Below are 17,341 nucleotides of genomic sequence, written 5' to 3' on the forward strand. Positions count from 1 at the left end.
AGAGCGAGCGCGCTATCCGCGCCCGACGAACGGCATCGCGTTCGCCATGACGGTGATGTTCAGTACGTTGGTTCCAAGCGGTAGCCCGGCCATGTAGACGACCGCCTCGGCGACATCGCGCGGATCGATCGTGGCTTCCGCCTTTACGGTGCCGTCGGCCTGCAGGACGCCCTTGGAAATCGTGTCGGTCATGTCGCTGGCCGCATTGCCGATGTCGATCTGGCCGCAGGCGATGTTGTGCGCGCGACCCTCCAGCGAGGTCGCCTTGGTGAGCCCGGTGATCGCGTGCTTCGTCGCGGCATAGGGGGCCGAATTGGGGCGCGGCGTGGTTGCCGACACCGATCCGTTGTTGATGATGCGTCCGCCCTTGGGCGACTGCGCCTTGAACAGGCGCACGGCATGCTGGGTGCACAGGAACGCGGAGGTGAGATTGGAGCCTAGAACGGCGTTCCAGTCCGCGAAATCGACGTCTTCCAATGGCACGGGCGGCGCGTTGACGCCGGCATTGTTGACCAGAAGATCAAGCTTACCATGCTGTGCCGTGATCTCTTCGAAGAGCCGGCCAACCGCCTGCGGATCGGAAAGATCCGCAGCGATGCCGGTGACTGCGAGGTCGTCGTCGCCAAGCTGGGCGGCTGCCGTCTGAAGCACTTCGATGCGACGGCCGGTGATGACGACCTGCCATCCGGCGGTGGCGAGCGCGGTTGAGATCGCCAACCCGACGCCGGTTCCCCCGCCCGTCACCAGCGCGACTGGGGGCTTCGTTCGGGCATGACTAACCATGCGGCAAAATCCGCACTGTCTGTGTCACGGCATTCCTCCCCGGTGCAACCTGACCGTTCACAAACGGGCAGGCGGGCAACCTGGAGCAAACGGGTAACGCATCGTCAAATTGCTGGCAAGTAATATTTGGCAGCGCTGCCAAAATTGTGGTAGCGGTCGTCTGTAACTGAAGATTGGGCGCTTACCGGCATGGACCAGGACGACGATCAAAGGCAAAGGACGGAGGTCACGCTGCGCGAAGTCAGCGCCGCCGTCGGCCTTGGCATGAGCACGATCTCGCGGGTTCTGCGTAACCACGGCTCGTTCTCAAAGGCCACGCGCGATCGTGTCATGAAAGCAGTCGAGGAACTCGGCTACGTCCCCAACAGGATCGCCGGAACGCTGGCCTCGTCCGGTTCGAATCTCGTCGGAATCGTCATTCCCTCGCTGCACAACATCGTCTTTCCCGACCTGTTGAGCGGTGCAGCGGTCGCGCTTAACCCGATCGGCTTCCAGACGGTCATCGCCGTGACCGACTACGACATCGAGCAGGAGCAGAAGGTCATCCAGTCGATGCTGGCCTGGCGCCCTGCGGCCTTTCTCGTGGCGGGCCTCGAGCATACCGAGCGCACGCGCGCCATGTTGAAGAACAGCGGCGTGCGCATCGCCGAACTGCTTGACACCGACGGGGAGGGGATCGACATCGTCGTCGGCTTCTCCCAGCGCGAGGCCGGGGCGGCGAGTGCCCGGCACCTCATCGAACGCGGCTATCGCCGGATCGGTTATGTCGGGCCGGAATTCTCTTTCGATCCGCGGGCACGCAAGCGTTTCGAGGGCTTCAGCGCGGTGATCGCCGAGGCGGGCGCGAGCGTGGCGGAAACGGAACTCATCGGCCGCACGTCGTCGACGGAAGTCGGACGCGCCGCGCTGGAACGAATGCTGGCGCGCAATCCGAGCCTCGACGCGGTGTACTTCTCCAATGACGACTTCGCCGTCGGCGGGCTGTTCCACTGCTTCGCCAGCAAAATCTCCGTGCCCTCGCAACTGGCAATTATGGGCTTCAACGGCCTCGACATCGGCCGCTTCGCGCCTCAGCCGCTGACCACCGTGCGCACGCCGCGCACGGAGATCGGCGAGATCGGCGCGCGCATGGTGATGGCGCAAGGCGGCGCCAAGGTCGTCGACATTCCATTCGAACTCGTCAGAGGAGCTACCACCTGACCGGCTGGTGCGAGGAGGCATCGGCGGCTTACGCAAACCACAAAGGGAGGAACTGAAGATGATCGGAAGAACCGTTCTGGCAATGGGTGCCGCGATCGCCGTATCGGCCCTGGGCATCACGGCTGCGGCCGCGCAATATCCCGACAGACCTTTGACCCTGATCGTGCCGTGGGGCGCGGGTGGTGGCACGGATGCCACCGCGCGCATCATCGGCGCTGGTCTTGAACGCGAACTCGGCCAGCCGGTCAGCGTGGTCAACCGCACCGGCGGATCGGGCGTGGTGGGGCATTCGGCTATCGCCGAGGCGGAGCCGGACGGCTACACGATCGGCATCGCCACGGTCGAGATCGGCATGATGCACTGGCAGGGCCTCACCGAACTCACTTATGCGGATTATACCCCGCTGGCGCTGATGAACGAGGATGCCGCCGGCGTTCAGGTCCTGGCGGACTCCGAGCACGACACGTTGGAAAGTCTTCTCAACGCCATCGAGAATTCGCCTGCAGGAACGTTCCGCGCGTCGGGCACAGGACAGGGCGGCATCTGGCATCTCGCGCTCGCCGGTCTGCTCAATGACCAGGACATCGATCCGACACTCGTGCCCTGGGTGCCCAGCGAGGGCGCGGCATCCGGCCTGCAGGACCTGATGGCCGGCGGTGTTTCCATCGTGCCATCCTCGCTCGTGGAGGCGCGCGGCCTGATCGAGGCGGGACGCGTCAAGTCGCTTGGCCTGATGGGGCCGGAGCGCGCCGAACTCTTCCCCGACGTCCCGACCCTCTCGGAGGCCATCGGCTCGGACTGGCAGATCGGCGCATGGCGCGGGATCGTCGGCCCGGAAGGCCTGCCCGATGACGTCGCCACTCGTCTGATGGATGCGCTGGAAGCGGTCTACAACAGCGAAGACTACCAGAACTTCATGGCCGCGCAGGGCTATGGCGTGCGCTGGGCGAAGGGCGAGGAGTTCGGCACCTTCATGGAACAGGCCGATGCCTCGCTCGGTCAGACGATGGAAGCGGTCGGACTCGCGCAGTAGCGTTCTTTCGACGACGCCTGCCGGGCTGATTGCCGGCAGGCGTACGCCACAGTCGTATCACCGGAGCCCCGGATGCGGTTCAGCGACACGATGCTAGGCACCGTGCTCCTCCTTCTTGGAGCATCCATCGCCATCTATGCGCGCACATTGCCGGCGGTGCCTGGGCAGCAATATGGCGCGGCAGCCTTCCCCACGCTGATCGGGCTCGCCATGATCGGCTGCGCGCTCCTCCTTTTCGTCAAGGGGTGGCAGGCCGGATCGGTGCCGCTGGTCGCGCGGACGGAATGGACCCGCCAGCCCGGCGCGCTGCTCGCAGTCGCCATCACGATTGTCTGCATCGTCGCCTACATACTTCTTGCCCGGCGGATCGGGTTCGTGCCGATGTCGGTCGCGATCCTCATCGTCCTGTTTCGCAGTCTTTCGGTTTCCTGGGGCAAGACGGTCTTTTTCGCCGTCGCCGCCACGCTGGTGACCGACTACGTGTTCCGCAGCCTGCTTCTGGTGCCCTTGCCCTTCGGCATCATGCCGCGGCTTCCCTGGTAGAGAGGACGGCATGGACGCGATCATCCAGGCATTCGGGCTCGTCTTCACATGGCCGGTTCTGGCGACGCTCGTCGGCGCCGCACTGTTCGGACTTCTCGTTGGTGCCGTGCCTGGCCTGACCGCGACGATGGCGACGGCGCTGTTGGTGCCGCTAACCTTCTTCATGGACCCGATACCCGCGGTCGGCGCGATGGTGACCTGCGCGGCGATGGCGATCTTCGCCGGCGACATTCCTGGCGCGCTCCTGCGCATACCCGGCACCCCGGCGTCTGCTGCCTACGTAGACGAAACATATGCGATGACGCGCAGAGGCGAGGCCGAGACGGTGCTCGGCGCCTGTGTCCTGTTCTCCGCGCTCGGCGGCTTGTTCGGGACGGTGGTGCTGATCTTTGCCGCACCGGCGCTGGCCGAATTCGCCCTGAATTTCTCCTCGCAGGAATATTTCTGGATGGCGATGCTGGGCCTCACCTGCGCGGCCTTCATCGGCGCAACCTCGCCGGTCAGGGGCATGATCAGTCTCCTGATCGGCCTTCTGGTATCGACCGTGGGATTGAACAATGCGGCCGGCGTGCCGCGCTTCACCTTCGGCTCCACGGATCTGATGGCGGGGATCGACTTCATTCCCGCCATGATCGGGCTCTTCGCGATCTCCGAGGTGCTCCGGACAATGGCCGCCGGCGCGCCGTCCTGGGACAATGTCCAGGTCAAGGTCGGCAACATCTTCCGCAACTGGGGCGGCATGATCGTCCGATACTGGCGCCAGCAGGTCCGCGGCAACGTGGTCGGCACCGCGATCGGCATCCTGCCGGGCGCCGGCGCGGACGTGGCCGCCTATGTCAGCTACGCGATCAGCAAGCGGCTGTCGAAGACGCCCGGGAAATACGGCAAGGGCCATCTGGAAGGCGTGGTCGAAGCCACGGCATCCAACAACGCGGCGCTATCAAGCGCCTGGGTGCCGGCGCTGGTGTTCGGCATCCCCGGCGACACGATCACGGCGATCGTCATCGGGGTGCTCTACGTCAAGGGCCTCAATCCGGGACCGACCCTCTTCCTCTTCAATCCGCAGATGATTTACGCCGTCTTCCTGATCTTCATTCTGGCGAACCTCTTGATGGTCCCGCTCGGTTGGCTGGTTATCAAGCTCGCGCGCGGCCTGTTGCGCACCCCGCGCGCGATCTTGATGCCAATCATCCTCGTCTTCTGCATCGTCGGCGCCTTTGCTTCCAACAATGCGGCCTATGGCATCGTCGTCATGCTGGCTTTCGGCATTCTCGGCTTCTTCATGGAGGAAAACGAGATCCCGATCGCGCCTTGCATTCTCGGCATCGTTATCGGGCCGATCCTTGAGCGAAACTTCGTCACCACGATGATCAAGTCGGATGGCTCCCTCCTGACCTTCATAGACCGTCCGATCGCCGCCGTGCTTGCTCTGGCGCTCGCAGTGATCTGGGCATCGGTCCTTTATTCCACGTTCCGAAACCGGGCAGCCGCATCGGCCTGAACGACCTTTTGGAGTTGTGCAGAGGATGAACGCAAGTTAGAAATGGCAGCGCTGCCAAATGGTGGGAAATGCCTGCGAAGGCCGTAGTTTAAGGGATGAGTCATGACGAGGAATGAAGGGCGGAAACTGCGGTCGCGGGCTTGGTTCGACAATCCGTTGAATCCGGACATGACGGCGCTCTATCTCGAGCGCTACCTGAATTACGGGCTCTCGCAGGAGGAACTGCAATCGGGCAAGCCGATCATCGGGATCGCTCAGACCGGCTCCGACCTGTCGCCCTGCAACCGCCATCACCTTGAGCTCGCCAAGCGGGTGCGCGAGGGCATCCGCGAGGCCGGCGGCATCGCCATCGAGTTTCCCGTCCATCCGATCCAGGAAACCGGCAAGAGACCGACCGCGTCGCTGGACCGGAACCTGGCCTATCTCGGCCTCGTCGAAGTTCTCTACGGCTATCCGCTCGACGGGGTTGTCCTCACGATCGGCTGCGACAAGACCACCCCCGCCATGCTGATGGGCGCGGCGACCGTCAACATTCCCGCCATCGCGCTGTCGGTCGGTCCGATGCTCAATGGATGGTTCCGCGGCGAGCGCACCGGCTCGGGAACGATCGTGTGGAAGGCACGCGAGATGATGGCCGCCGGCGAGATCGACTATGCCGGCTTCGTCAAGCTGGTGGCGAGTTCGGCTCCTTCCACCGGCTATTGCAACACGATGGGCACGGCGACGACCATGAACAGCCTTGCCGAAGCGCTCGGCATGCAGCTGCCCGGTTCCGCTGCGATCCCCGCGCCCTACCGCGACCGCCAGGAGATGGCGTATCTGACCGGCAAGCGCATCGTGGCAATGGTCGCGGAGGATCTGAAGCCATCCGATATTCTGACGCGCGATGCCTTCATCAACGCCATCCGCGTCAATTCTGCGATCGGAGGGTCGACCAACGCGCCAATCCATCTCAACGCACTGGCGCGTCATGTCGGAGTCGAGCTTTCGATCGACGACTGGCAGAAATATGGCGAAGAGGTGCCGCTTCTCGTCAACCTGCAGCCGGCCGGCGAATATCTTGGTGAAGACTACTATCATGCCGGCGGCGTACCGGCCGTCGTCGCGCAACTCATGGCCAATGATCTCATCGCCGCGGGAGCGATGACCGTCAATGGCCGCACGATCGGCGAGAACTGCCGCGGCGCAACGATCGAGGACGACCGCGTCATCCGGCCCTTCGACCGGCCGCTCAAGACAAAGGGGGGCTTCCGCGTCCTACGCGGCAACCTCTTCGATAGCGCCATCATGAAGATGTCAGTGATTTCGCAGGAATTCCGCGAGCGCTATCTGTCCGACCCTGAGCAGCCCATGGCCTTCGAGGGAAGGGCGATCGTATTCGACGGGCCGGAGGACTATCATCACCGGATCGACGATCCGGCGCTCGACATCGACGAACGATGCATCCTGTTCATGCGCGGCGCGGGACCGATCGGCTATCCCGGCGCGGCCGAGGTCGTCAACATGCGCGCGCCGGACTACCTTATCAAGCGCGGCGTCCATTCGCTGCCGTGCATCGGCGATGGCCGGCAGTCCGGAACGTCGGGCTCACCTTCGATCCTCAATGCCTCGCCGGAAGCCGCGCTCAATGGCGGGCTGGCGCTCTTGAAGACGGGCGACCGCGTCCGCATCGACCTGAAGAACGGGACGGCCGACATGCTGGTCGACGAGGCCGAGTTGCAAAGCCGCCGAACCGAACTTGAAAGCCGGGGCGGATACGAAATCCCCGCGCACCAGACGCCCTGGCAGGAAATCCAGCGCGGCCTCGTCTCGCAGCTCGATACGGGCATGGTTCTGGAACCGGCGGTCGCCTATCGCCGACTCGCGCAGGGCGGTGTCGACGGCACGTTGCCGCTCGTCCCGCGCGACAATCACTGAACGTTCGAAGAAAGGGAGAGAGCTGATGCGCATATTGATACTTGGCGGCGCGGGCATGGTCGGGCGCCGGCTTGTCGAAGCGCTCGTGGCCAACGGGGAGCTTGGCGGGCGCAAGATCGACGCGATCCATTCCTTCGATGTGGTCGAAGGCGGAGTGTCCTCTCCGCTCGTTTCGACGAGCGCCGGCGACATCGCCGACGCCGGGACGATCTCGAGCCTCGTCGCCGCGCGGCCAGATGTCATCTTCCACCTGGCGTCGATCGTCTCGGGCGAGGCGGAGGTCGAGTTCGAGAAGGGCTATCGGATCAATCTCGCCGGCATGCAGAACCTGCTCGAAGCGATCCGGCTCGCGAGCGACGAATACCGGCCGCGCCTCGTCTTCACCTCTTCGATTGCGGTGTTCGGCGCGCCCTTCGAGGAGCCGATCCGCGATACATTCCTACATGCGCCGCTGACAAGTTACGGCACGCAAAAGGCGATCTGCGAACTGCTCTTGTCGGACTACAGCCGCAAGGGTTTCGTCGATGGCGTCGGTATCCGGCTGCCGACGATCGTCGTGCGTCCGGGCAAGCCGAACAAGGCAGCGTCCGGCTTCTTTTCCGGCATCATCCGCGAGCCGCTTGCGGGCCTCGAAGCGTTGCTCCCGGTCGGAGACGACGTGCGCCACTGGGTGGCGAGCCCGGCGGCAGCGGTTGGGTTCCTGCTGCATGCCGCCACCCTCGATACAGTGGTGCTGGGCGATCGACGCTCGCTGACGATGCCAGGCCTTTCGATCACCGTTGGCGAAATGGTGGAAACGCTGCGCCAAATCGCGGGCGATGAAATCGCGGCGCTGATCAAGCGCGAGCCGGATGCGGCGATCGGCAAGATCGTCGCGGGATGGCCGCGCGACTTTTCGGCCGAGCGCGCGAAATCCGCGGGCTTCGTGGCCGACACGGATTTCGCCGCGATCGTGAAGGCGCACATCGCCGATGAGCGGGCCAGGCGACAGCAGGGCGAAGGGAGAGCAGCATGACCGCAGAACGCGAACGGATCGGCTTCATCGGCGTCGGCCTGATGGGCCATGGCATCGCCAAGAACATCATCGAGGCCGGCCATCCGATGACGATCATGGGCCACCGCAACCGTGCGCCTGTCGAGGACCTGCGGCAACGCGGGGCGAGCGAGGCCGAGACGGTGGCCGATCTCGTCGCCGGCGCGGACATCGTCTTCCTGTGCCTGCCCGGCAGTCCTGAGGTCGAAGGCGTCATTTCGGAAATTCTTGCCGACAAGGGGTCGGTCCACACGATCGTCGATTGTTCGACCTCCAATCCGGTCTCGACGCGCACGCTCGCGAAGGCCTGTCACGCGGCCGGGATCGTTCTTGTCGACGCGCCGCTCGCGCGCACGCCGAAGGAGGCGTGGGAAGGAAAGCTCGACACGATGGTCGGCGCGAGCGAAGCCGACTTCGCACGAATGGAGCCGCTTTTCGCAACTTGGGCGGCACGCATCGTCAGGGTGGGGGAGGTCGGGGCCGGCCATACCGTCAAGCTTCTCAACAATTTCGTCGCGCTCGGCTATGCCGCGCTCTATGCCGAGGTGCTCGCGATCGGGGCGAAGAATGGCGTCGACGCCGCGACCTTCCGCGACATCATCAATGGCAGCCGCATGGATTGCGGCTTCTTCCAGACCTTCATGCAATATGCCGTCGACGGTGACCGCGACGCGCACAAATTCGCATTGCGCAATGCGCACAAGGACATGCGCTACGTGGCGGGCCTGGCCAATGACAGCGGCATCGCTTCGCATCTCGCCTCGAGCGTGAAGAACAGTTTCGCAACAGCCGAAGGGATCGGGCGGGGCGACGACTATGTGCCGATGCTCGCCGACATCGTTGCGGAACTCAACGGCATTGATCGCAAGGCAAAGGACAACCGGGCATGAACCGCATCGATCTGAACGGACGCAAGGCAATCATCACCGGCGGGGCCAGGGGCATAGGGTTTGCCACCGCGCAGCGCATGGTCGACAGCGGGGCTTTCGTCGAGTTGTGGGACATTGACGCAGCCGCCATCGACGAGGCGACCGGGGCGCTCGGCGAAAAGGCGACGGGCGCGGTGGTCGAACTCACCGACGAAAGCGCCGTCGCGGCAGCGGCACGCAAGGCCTTCGAGGCTCGCCCGGTCGACATTCTGGTGAACAATGCCGGCATCACAGGCGGCAACGCCAAGACCTGGGAGCTTACGCCCGAGGTCTGGCGGCGCACGATCGAGGTCAACCTCGTCGCGCCCTATCTGGTGAGCCATGCGCTGGTGCCGCTCATGATGGCCGCCGGTTATGGCCGCATCGTCAATGTCGCGTCGATCGCCGGCAAGGAGGGCAATCCCAACGCCTCGCACTACTCCGCGTCCAAGGCCGGCCTGATCGCGCTGACCAAGTCGCTCGGGAAGGAACTGGCGGGATCGGGTATCCTGGTCAATTGCGTAACCCCGGCCGCTGCGCGAACCGGCATCTTCGACCAGATGACGCAGGAGCACATCGACTACATGCTCTCGAAAATCCCGCTCAACCGCTTCGTCGAACCTGCGGAAGTGGCTGCCATGATCGCATGGCTGTCCTCCGAGGACTGCTCATTCACCACCGGCGGCGTCTTCGACATTTCCGGCGGCCGCGCAGTCTATTAGGGGACGAGTATCAAGAAGTGCCTGTCCGAGCGCTGGGTCGCCGGCTCGGTCATTCGCGATGTCGAGGTGGTGGCGTGACGGTCGAATTGATCGCGAAGGGTATCGCCAACCGGGCGCAATCCCAGTCCTCCTGCCCGCGCTCGACCACCATCGAACGGGCCTTTTCCGACATGAAGATTTCCGACGCGCCATAGGCCGAGGCGCCCGGCACGCGCACCGCGTGACAGTGCGACAGCATCACAACTTGATCGGCTTGTCGGTGACGGTCCGGATCTTCTGGATGACCTTGTTGGCCAGACGCGGCGTTGCCTGCGCGTCGACGATCACCACGCTGTCGTCGCCGATGATGACGCCGGTGGATGCGAAGTTCATGGTCATGTCTGCACCAGTTTCGATGCTGGTCCGCAAGCTTGCTGGCGTTATCTCGCCAGATAGCCCGGCAACCACAAACTGATCTGCGGAAAGGCAATGAGCAGCGCCAGCGCCGCCAGTTGCAGCAACACGAACGGGATGATGCCGCGGTAGATGGTGCCGATGGAGATGCCGGTCGCGACACCGCGCAGGTAGAACAGCGCGTAACCGAAGGGCGGCGTCAGGAACGAGGTCTGCATGTTGACCGCCAGAGCGATCGCGAACCAGGCCAGGACCTGGCCCTGCGGCATGCCGAAATCGAGATTGGCGACGACCGGGGCGACGAGAGGCACCACCACGAGCGCGATCTCCACCCAGTCGAGGAAAAAGCCGAGGATGAAGACCAGCGCCATGATGACGAAGAGCACGAAATAGGGTCCCGTGCCGAGGGAATCGAATGCATGGATGACCATCTCGTCGCCCCCGAGCCGGCGGAAAATGACGGAAAAGATCGTCGCGCCGATCATCACGAAGATGATCATCGCCGTGGTCTTCGTCGTGTCCCGCAGCGACGTGCGCAAGGTGGCGAAGTCCAGCCGGCCGGAGATCAGCGCCAGCAGCAACGCGCCGGCGGCACCGATCGCGGCCGCTTCCGTGGGCGTGGCGATGCCGGCGATGATGGTGCCAAGGACGGCGGCGATGAGCAGGACCGGCGCCAGCAGGTCGCGAAGAAGCTGCACAGCCAGTCCCCCACGCCCGGTCGGCGGTTCCACTTCGCCGGGTGGCATGCGGTGCGGTTGGAAGATGGCGACGGCGATCAAGTAGAGGAAATAAAGGCCGGCGAGCATGAGGCCGGGGCCGATTGCTCCCATGAAGAGGTCGCCAACGGGAATCCGGAGCTGATCGCCGAGGATGATCAGCATGATCGAGGGCGGGATCAGGATGCCGAGCGTACCGGACGCGGCGATGAGGCCGGTCGAGATCTTGGGGTCGTAGCGGGCCTGCTGCATGGAGGGCAGCGCCATCATGCCCATCAGCACCACCGATGCGCCGATGATGCCGGTCGAGGCGGCCATGACCACGCCGATTATGGCGACCGCGAAGGCATAGCCGCCCGGCAGCCGGCCGAACAGCGCGGCCAGCGACTTCAACAGCCGCTCGGCCACTCCCGAACGCTCGAGCATCAGCCCCATGAAGACAAAAAGGGGAATGGCGATCAGCAGCCAGTTTGTCAGGATACCCGAATAGATGCGTGAGACGCCCGTCGACAAGAACAGCATCGGCACGCCAGCGAGCACGGCGAACAGGATGCCGATGCCCGACAGGACGAAAGCGACGGGATATCCCGAGAAAATGCCGAGCACGAGCCCGGCAAGCATGGCGAGCGGCCAGAAATATTCGGTCATTCGAAGTTCGATTCGTCGGTGGGAGCGGGGCGCAGGATTTCACCGGTTGTCGCGATGGCGCGCACGATGGCGGCAATACCGAGAAGGGCGAAACCGATCGGAATGATCGACTTGATCAGCCAGCGGTCCATCAGCCCGCCATAGGTGGAGCCTTCGCCCGAGTTGAACGAGGTCAGCGCAAAAGACCAGCCGTACCAGAAGATGATGGCGCAGAAGGGCAGGAGAAAGACCAGATCGCCGACAAGGCGCAGGCCAAGCTGCACACGGTGCGGCAAGCCGGCCGAGAACACGTCCACGCTGACGTGCTGGCCATCGCGGAAGGCGTAGACGCCGCCAAAGATCGCCATGATCGCAAAGATGTACCATTGCAGATCCGCGAGCGTGTTGACCGTGATGCCCTGGCCGATGACCGGCAGGGACTGATCCCAGCGCACGAAGGCGTTCCAGCCGAACCTGGCGGCCAACACGGTGAGGCACACGGACAAGATGAGCGGCAGGACCAGCCAGCCGACCCATTTGCCAGGCAGAACGAGGACATCGAGAACGCGCTTCATCCGCAACCTCCAGCCATGGGCACGCGAAAGACTGGGGCCGCACATGCGAGCATGGCGGCCCCGGTTTCAATCAGCGCGGAAGCGCCTGCAGGTCGCCCCAGCGCGAGGTGCGCTCGATATAGGCGGTCAGGGACTCGTAGGCTTCCTTGAACACCGCGTCCTTGCCGGCTTCTTCCTGCATCACCTCGTTGGCGGCCTCGCGCATCGCAACCAGCACTTCGTCCGGGAAACGCTTGATCTCGACGCCGGCAGCCTCGATCTCTTCGACGGCCTCGATCTGCGCGTTGAGCTGGTCGGCCATGTTCTCAGCGATGTTGGCCTTGCAGGCCTCGGTCATGATGGTCTGCTGCTCTTCCGAGAACCCGTTCCATACATCCATGTTGATGATGATGGAGTCCCAGCTCGAAGGCTGGTGCCAGCCGGGGAAATAGTAGTTCTTCACAATGTTCTGGAAACCAAAGCCCTTGTCGAGCTGCGGTGCGGAAAATTCCGCGGCGTCGATGCGGCCAGTCTCCAAGGAGACGTAGATCTCGCCCGCGGGCACGAGCTGCGTGTTTGCGCCGAGCTTGGCAAGGGCCTGCCCGCCGAGACCGGCGATACGCATGTTGAGGCCCTTGAGGTCCTCAGGCGTATTGATTTCCTTGTTGAACCACCCGCCGGCCTCAGGCACCACCAGATGGCATGGAATGACCTTCACGCCATGGGCGTCGTACGCCTTCTGGATGATCTCCAGGCCGCCGCCCTCGAACATCCAGCCAAGTGCGATATCAGGCGTCGGGCCAAACGGCATGGAGCCGACCAGGTTTGCAACGGGGATGGACTCGGCCCAGTAGCCGATCCAGTCGAAGCCCATCGGGATGGCGCCGGACGAGACCGCGCCGAACACTTCGAAGGGCGGTACGAAGTCGCCTGCGCCATGAACCTTGATGTCGACTTCGCCTGCGGTCATGAGGCGAACCTTCTCCGCCCAGTTGACCGGGCTCGGCCCGATCGACGGAACGTTCAGGCCAAACACGCTCTGAAGATCGAAGCTTTCGGCGAAAGCCTGGCTGCTGAATGCAACGGATGCGGCCAATGCGGCTGCGGTGACGTAACGTCTCATCAAGACCTCCCTTAGACCGCTCCTGGGCGGATAAGAATGCCGGAATTGGGCCGACGATCGACCCAGCCTCCTCCCGGCTCGGGGAGCAATCTTGCAAATTCTGCGGCTTGGCTCAACCAAAAAATTCGCTATAGTCAAACGAATTTGTAAATAACGAATTTTTCGGGAGGTCAGATGGAAGGCATCAGGGGAGAGGTCGCAGTCGTCACCGGCGCGGCTCAGGGCAATGGACTGGCGATTGCGCAAGGCTTGGCGCAGGCAGGCGCACGGGTCGCCATATGCGACATCAGCGGTGCGGCCGCCGAAGCTGCGGCGTCGGCGATCAGCGCTGCCGGAACCCCTTGCATGAGCGCGACGCTCGACGTTTCGGACCGCGACGGCACGGCTCGCTTTGCCCGCATGGTGGAAGATCGATTCGGACCCGCGGCGATCCTCGTCAACAATGCCGGCATCATCAGGCGAACGCCGATCGACGATGCCGGTTTCGACGAAGACTGGGACGCGATCTTCCGCGTCAACGTCGACGGCATCAGGAACATGGTTCGTGCGTTTCTGCCGCAGTTGCGGGCAACGAGGGGACGCATCATAAATCTGGGCTCCATCATGTCCGTAACCGCAGGCCCCGGACTTGGCGCCTATGCCGCCAGCAAGGGGGCGGTGCTGCAGTTCACGCGTGCGCTCGCTCATGACCTCGCCCCGCAAGGCGTGCGCGTCAACGCCATCGCGCCGGGCGTCATCGCCACCCCGATGACGAAGATCACGCGCGAGACGCCTGAAGCGATCAGCCGTTTCATGAGCCACACCCCGCTTGGGCGTGTCGGCGAACCTGAAGAGCTCGTCGGTCCCGTGCTCTTTCTCGCCTCCAACCTCTCCAGCTACGTGACCGGCGCCCTGCTGCCGGTCGACGGCGGATATCTGGCCGCCTGATCCCAAGGAAATCGATATGCAGATGAAAGAACATCATTGCGACGTGCTGGTCGTCGGCTCGGGGGCAGGGGGGCTGTCGACGGCGGTCAATGCCGCGCATCGTCGGCTCGACGTGCTCGTTGTCGAGAAGGAACCGGTTTTCGGCGGCACGACGGCCCGCTCGGGCGGCTGGATGTGGATACCTTGCAACGCGCCCGCCAAGCGTGCCGGCGTGACGGACAGCCCCGACATGGCCCGGACCTATCTGCGCCACGAAGCCGGCGACCATTTCGACGAGCGCCGCGTGGACGCCTTCCTCGAAGCAGGGCCGAAGGCGGTGGAGTTCTACGAGCAGAATACCGCGCTTCAGTTCGACCTCGGTCCGACCTTTGCCGACTATCATCCCGACGCGCCGGGCGGTGTGGATGGCGGGCGGTCCATTGTCGCGCGGCCGTTCGACGGCCGCGAGATCGGTCACGAGATCAAGCGCCTGCGCCCGCCGCTTGCCGAGATCACCTTCCTAGGGATGATGATCGGCTCCGGCAAGGAGTTGCTGCACTTCTTCAACGTCACGCGCTCGCCGGTCTCGGCCTTTTATGTCGGCAAGCTCTTCTTGAAGTTCCTGCGCGACATGGCCTTTCATGGCCGGCCGATGCGACTGATGAATGGCAACGCGTTGGTGGCGCGGCTGGCGAAGTCCTGCTTCGACAAGGGCGTGCCGATCTGGACACGCTCGCCCGTGCGCGAACTCGTGAAGGACGATACCGGCCGGGTGACGGGCGCGATCGTCGACACGGCGCAAGGCGCCGTGCGCGTCCATGCGAAAAAGGGCGTCGTGCTGGCGGCCGGCGGCTTTCCGCAGGACCCGGTGCGCCGCAAGGCGATGTTCCCGCACGCCGCATCGGGCTATGAGCATGCCTCGCCGGCCCCTCCGGGCAATACCGGTGACGGCTTGCGGCTCGGCGAGGCCGCCGGCGGCACGGTCGAGACGGACCTGCCAAACGCGGCCGCCTGGGTGCCGATCTCGCGGCCCGTCAAGCCGGACGGCACGCTTGGCACGTTTCCCCACTTTGTCGACAGGTCAAAACCCGGCGTCATCGCGGTCACGCGATCTGGCCGGCGTTTCGTCAATGAGGCGAATTCCTATCACGATTTCTGCCAGGCGATGATCGCGCGCTGCCGCGAGGAAGAAAGCGAGATCTGCGCCTTCTTCATCGCCGACCACCACGTACTGCGCAAATACGGGCTGGGATATGTGAAGCCGGCGCCGGTGCCGTTCCGCCAGCATGTCAGGAACGGCTATCTCATCGAGGGCGCGACGATCGAAGAACTGGCCGAGAAGATCGGCGCCGACCCGGCCACACTTCGCCGCTCGATCGAAACCTTCAACGGCCATGCGCGAAAAGGCGAGGACCCGGAATTCGCCAAGGGCTCGACTTCCTACAACCGGTCGCTCGGCGATCCCGACCACAAGCCGAACCCTTGCGTGGCGCCGATCGAGAAGGGACCGTTCTATGCCGTCAAGCTCGTCGTCGGCGACCTTGGCACTTTTGCCGGCATGCGCTGCAACGAAAACGCACAGGTGCTGAATGGCGATGGTCGGCCCGTGCCGGGCCTCTACTCGGTCGGCAACGACGCCGCCAGCATCATGGGCGGAAACTATCCCGGCGGCGGTATCACGTTGGGACCGGCCGTAACGTTCGGCTATATCGCCGCTCGACACATGGCCGGCGGCAACGCGTGAGGCGGGCTGGCGCGCTGCCCGCGGGCAGCGCGCTTGCCCTTAGCCGCCCTCAGCGCCTGTCGGCTCGCGATGGCCGAGTTCCGACGACATGCGCCGGGTAAAGCGCAGGAGCCCGGTGACCGCCGGCCCGTGGTCGGCAAGATCGATCATGCTCGTCGGTCCGATCGCCGTCAGCGCGAGCTGAATCTTGCCGGTGTGGTCGAAGACGGGCGCCGCCACAGCGCTGACGCCGGGAATCGGAAGGTCGCGCGTCGTCTCGAAGCCGCGGGCGCGCACGCGCTCGACATCGTCCCAGTAGCGCGTCTCGTCGAACTCGAACGGTCCGCGTTCCAGAAGCGTGCGATCCGAGCGCTCCTGGCGAACCATCGGCTGGGTGATCGAGAGCGGCAGGTAGGCGGCGAACACCTTGCCCGTCGCCGTCGCCGTCATCAGGAAGATGTTGCCGACCTGAACGTTGGCATGGATGCGAGCCGACGACTCCTGCACATACACGATGGTCGGCCCATGCAGCCCCCACACAGTGACGGCAATCATCAGTTGCAGGTCGTCGGCCAGACTGGCGACGCGGCTCACGGTCTCGCGATACGCGTTCTGGTTTCGCAGCCGGGTCAGGCCCAGATGCAGCGCAAACGCGCCGAGCTGGTAGTGGCCGGCCTCGGTCTGCTCGACCATGCCCATCTTGCGGAACGAGACGAGGTAGGGATGAAGCTGAGCCGCCGCCATGTCGGTCAGTTCGGCAAGGTCGCGCAGCTTGAGCGGGCCGCGCGCGTTGGCGAGTGCCTTGAGGATGATGCCGCCCGTGTCGATCGATTGGACGCCGCGGGGTGCACTCGTCTTCCGCTTAAGCGTTGGAAGCTGCTCATTCATTTCCGACAGATAGCCCAGGCGTCAGGGCTTCTCAACTGATTGCTCGCGTCCAGCGTGCGTCGATGCGCGCCGCCGCGATGGACCGACCGGTCGCCAGAGCACATCGCGGCCGTATGGGGCAACGGACCGAAGACGTATCGGCTCTACCGGCGGCGTAGCGGGCCAAACGCGACAAACAGCCCCGTCTCCAGATGCCATATGGACAGGGGCGGAAGCCTGCTTTAAGTCGTTCTCAAACACTTACAAATGGTGATCTGGTGCGAGGAGCGGAGCGCAAGACGGCCCCGAGACGACACGGCATTGCGGCGTGCCGTTCGGTTTCGTTCATGCTGCTCCTTCTCGCCCTCATCGGCTATGCCGGACTTCCATCGGACCCGGCGAACGGGCCTGACATCGCGGCGGCTCTGTCAAAGGAACTCAAGGCTGATCCGGCCTCGCCCTACAAGTTCAGCGCGCCCCAGCAGGAGCAGGAATATCGCGAGCGCGATGTCGACCTGCTGACGGCGCATGTCGACACAAGCAGTGCAGGCGACGCCCTCTGCGCGGCTGCTCCCTGGTCCGCTGACAGCCGACCGCATTGCGCTCAGGCACCGCCACCTCGCGACGACGCGGCCCCGCACGCTGTCGTGCAGCCCGGGCTCGCCCGCGCGCCGCCCGCCGTCATGACGCAACGAGCGTCGCGCGCCTGAGAGGCGAGGCGGCTCCTGTAAGATCAGTGAGACGCCCCCTCGAATACCGGCCGCCCCGATGCTCGCCCGCTCCGGGATTCGT

16 protein-coding genes and 1 pseudogene are annotated in these 17,341 nt (G+C 64.3%); 11 read left to right on the forward strand and 6 right to left on the reverse strand.

Annotation, left to right across the window (positions count from 1 at the left end):
- Positions 1-12: 12 nt before the first annotated feature.
- A complete protein-coding gene (locus GTK01_RS10305; RefSeq protein ID WP_252925788.1) occupies positions 13-783 on the reverse strand; it encodes an SDR family oxidoreductase in 771 nt (256 codons plus the stop codon).
- Between the two features lie 189 nt (positions 784-972).
- Here GTK01_RS10305 and GTK01_RS10310 point away from each other — a divergent pair, with 189 nt between their 5' ends.
- The 8 genes from GTK01_RS10310 to GTK01_RS10345 all read left to right on the forward strand — a co-directional run bounded on the left by GTK01_RS10310 (position 973) and on the right by GTK01_RS10345 (position 9,640).
- Positions 973-1,983 (forward strand): LacI family DNA-binding transcriptional regulator, encoded by a 1,011-nt coding sequence (locus GTK01_RS10310; RefSeq protein ID WP_252925789.1) that lies wholly within the window; start codon positions 973-975, stop codon positions 1,981-1,983.
- Positions 1,984-2,041: 58 nt separating this feature from the next.
- Positions 2,042-3,016: a tripartite tricarboxylate transporter substrate binding protein gene (locus GTK01_RS10315; protein WP_252925790.1), complete on the forward strand. Its 975-nt coding sequence runs from the start codon at positions 2,042-2,044 to the stop codon at positions 3,014-3,016.
- Positions 3,017-3,088: 72 nt separating this feature from the next.
- Positions 3,089-3,559 (forward strand): tripartite tricarboxylate transporter TctB family protein, encoded by a 471-nt coding sequence (locus GTK01_RS10320; RefSeq protein ID WP_252925791.1) that lies wholly within the window; start codon positions 3,089-3,091, stop codon positions 3,557-3,559.
- A 10-nt stretch (positions 3,560-3,569) separates the two neighbouring features.
- Positions 3,570-5,060, forward strand: coding sequence for a tripartite tricarboxylate transporter permease (locus GTK01_RS10325; RefSeq protein ID WP_252925792.1), 1,491 nt, complete (start codon positions 3,570-3,572; stop codon positions 5,058-5,060).
- A gap of 102 nt (positions 5,061-5,162) precedes the next feature.
- Positions 5,163-6,977, forward strand: coding sequence for an IlvD/Edd family dehydratase (locus GTK01_RS10330; RefSeq protein ID WP_252925793.1), 1,815 nt, complete (start codon positions 5,163-5,165; stop codon positions 6,975-6,977).
- Positions 6,978-7,002: 25 nt separating this feature from the next.
- Complete coding sequence (gene denD / locus GTK01_RS10335; protein WP_252925794.1) at positions 7,003-7,992, forward strand: D-erythronate dehydrogenase; 990 nt, start codon at positions 7,003-7,005, stop codon at positions 7,990-7,992.
- Positions 7,989-8,900 (forward strand): NAD(P)-dependent oxidoreductase, encoded by a 912-nt coding sequence (locus GTK01_RS10340; protein ID WP_252925795.1) that lies wholly within the window; start codon positions 7,989-7,991, stop codon positions 8,898-8,900. Before denD ends, GTK01_RS10340 begins: the two co-directional genes overlap by 4 nt.
- Positions 8,897-9,640, forward strand: a complete 744-nt coding sequence (locus GTK01_RS10345; RefSeq protein ID WP_252925796.1) for an SDR family NAD(P)-dependent oxidoreductase — start codon at positions 8,897-8,899, stop codon at positions 9,638-9,640. Before GTK01_RS10340 ends, GTK01_RS10345 begins: the two co-directional genes overlap by 4 nt.
- 118 nt (positions 9,641-9,758) lie before the next feature.
- Here GTK01_RS10345 and GTK01_RS10350 read toward each other — a convergent pair.
- The 4 genes and pseudogenes from GTK01_RS10350 to GTK01_RS10365 all read right to left on the reverse strand — a co-directional run.
- Positions 9,759-10,000: pseudogene (locus tag GTK01_RS10350) on the reverse strand (MBL fold metallo-hydrolase); the annotation flags it as partial.
- A gap of 59 nt (positions 10,001-10,059) precedes the next feature.
- On the reverse strand, positions 10,060-11,397 hold the full coding sequence (locus GTK01_RS10355; protein WP_252925797.1) for a TRAP transporter large permease subunit: 1,338 nt from the start codon (positions 11,395-11,397) through the stop codon (positions 10,060-10,062).
- Positions 11,394-11,951 carry a TRAP transporter small permease subunit gene (locus GTK01_RS10360; RefSeq protein ID WP_252925798.1) on the reverse strand — a complete coding sequence of 186 codons (558 nt, stop codon included), beginning with the start codon at positions 11,949-11,951 and terminating at the stop codon, positions 11,394-11,396. Before GTK01_RS10360 ends, GTK01_RS10355 begins: the two co-directional genes overlap by 4 nt.
- A 70-nt stretch (positions 11,952-12,021) precedes the next feature.
- Positions 12,022-13,053 (reverse strand): TRAP transporter substrate-binding protein, encoded by a 1,032-nt coding sequence (locus GTK01_RS10365; protein WP_252925799.1) that lies wholly within the window; start codon positions 13,051-13,053, stop codon positions 12,022-12,024.
- Between the two features lie 174 nt (positions 13,054-13,227).
- On the opposite strand from GTK01_RS10365, the gene GTK01_RS10370 reads away from it, so the two are divergent.
- Complete coding sequence (locus tag GTK01_RS10370; protein WP_252925800.1) at positions 13,228-13,980, forward strand: SDR family NAD(P)-dependent oxidoreductase; 753 nt, start codon at positions 13,228-13,230, stop codon at positions 13,978-13,980.
- Between the two features lie 22 nt (positions 13,981-14,002).
- Complete coding sequence (locus GTK01_RS10375; protein WP_252925828.1) at positions 14,003-15,703, forward strand: FAD-dependent oxidoreductase; 1,701 nt, start codon at positions 14,003-14,005, stop codon at positions 15,701-15,703.
- Between the two features lie 39 nt (positions 15,704-15,742).
- Here GTK01_RS10375 and GTK01_RS10380 read toward each other — a convergent pair whose 3' ends face one another.
- Positions 15,743-16,570, reverse strand: coding sequence for an IclR family transcriptional regulator (locus tag GTK01_RS10380; protein ID WP_252925801.1), 828 nt, complete (start codon positions 16,568-16,570; stop codon positions 15,743-15,745).
- A gap of 326 nt (positions 16,571-16,896) precedes the next feature.
- Between GTK01_RS10380 and GTK01_RS10385 the strand changes: the two genes are divergently transcribed.
- Positions 16,897-17,259, forward strand: coding sequence for a hypothetical protein (locus GTK01_RS10385; RefSeq protein WP_252925802.1), 363 nt, complete (start codon positions 16,897-16,899; stop codon positions 17,257-17,259).
- Positions 17,260-17,341: the final 82 nt, after the last annotated feature.

Origin of the sequence: Aliihoeflea sp. 40Bstr573 (assembly GCF_024105655.1) — a bacterium.
Classification (GTDB): domain Bacteria; phylum Pseudomonadota; class Alphaproteobacteria; order Rhizobiales; family Rhizobiaceae; genus Aliihoeflea.

Bases quoted from the DNA above. Each gene is read 5' to 3' on its own strand.
- GTK01_RS10305 (WP_252925788.1), bottom strand. From the start codon at position 783: ATGGTTAGTCATGCCCGAACGAAGCCCCCAGTCGCGCTGGTGACGGGC.
- GTK01_RS10310 (WP_252925789.1), top strand. From the start codon at position 973: ATGGACCAGGACGACGATCAAAGGCAAAGGACGGAGGTCACGCTGCGC.
- GTK01_RS10315 (WP_252925790.1), top strand. From the start codon at position 2,042: ATGATCGGAAGAACCGTTCTGGCAATGGGTGCCGCGATCGCCGTATCG.
- GTK01_RS10320 (WP_252925791.1), top strand. From the start codon at position 3,089: ATGCGGTTCAGCGACACGATGCTAGGCACCGTGCTCCTCCTTCTTGGA.
- GTK01_RS10325 (WP_252925792.1), top strand. From the start codon at position 3,570: ATGGACGCGATCATCCAGGCATTCGGGCTCGTCTTCACATGGCCGGTT.
- GTK01_RS10330 (WP_252925793.1), top strand. From the start codon at position 5,163: ATGACGAGGAATGAAGGGCGGAAACTGCGGTCGCGGGCTTGGTTCGAC.
- denD (WP_252925794.1), top strand. From the start codon at position 7,003: ATGCGCATATTGATACTTGGCGGCGCGGGCATGGTCGGGCGCCGGCTT.
- GTK01_RS10340 (WP_252925795.1), top strand. From the start codon at position 7,989: ATGACCGCAGAACGCGAACGGATCGGCTTCATCGGCGTCGGCCTGATG.
- GTK01_RS10345 (WP_252925796.1), top strand. From the start codon at position 8,897: ATGAACCGCATCGATCTGAACGGACGCAAGGCAATCATCACCGGCGGG.
- GTK01_RS10355 (WP_252925797.1), bottom strand. From the start codon at position 11,397: ATGACCGAATATTTCTGGCCGCTCGCCATGCTTGCCGGGCTCGTGCTC.
- GTK01_RS10360 (WP_252925798.1), bottom strand. From the start codon at position 11,951: ATGAAGCGCGTTCTCGATGTCCTCGTTCTGCCTGGCAAATGGGTCGGC.
- GTK01_RS10365 (WP_252925799.1), bottom strand. From the start codon at position 13,053: ATGAGACGTTACGTCACCGCAGCCGCATTGGCCGCATCCGTTGCATTC.
- GTK01_RS10370 (WP_252925800.1), top strand. From the start codon at position 13,228: ATGGAAGGCATCAGGGGAGAGGTCGCAGTCGTCACCGGCGCGGCTCAG.
- GTK01_RS10375 (WP_252925828.1), top strand. From the start codon at position 14,003: ATGAAAGAACATCATTGCGACGTGCTGGTCGTCGGCTCGGGGGCAGGG.
- GTK01_RS10380 (WP_252925801.1), bottom strand. From the start codon at position 16,570: ATGAATGAGCAGCTTCCAACGCTTAAGCGGAAGACGAGTGCACCCCGC.
- GTK01_RS10385 (WP_252925802.1), top strand. From the start codon at position 16,897: ATGCTGCTCCTTCTCGCCCTCATCGGCTATGCCGGACTTCCATCGGAC.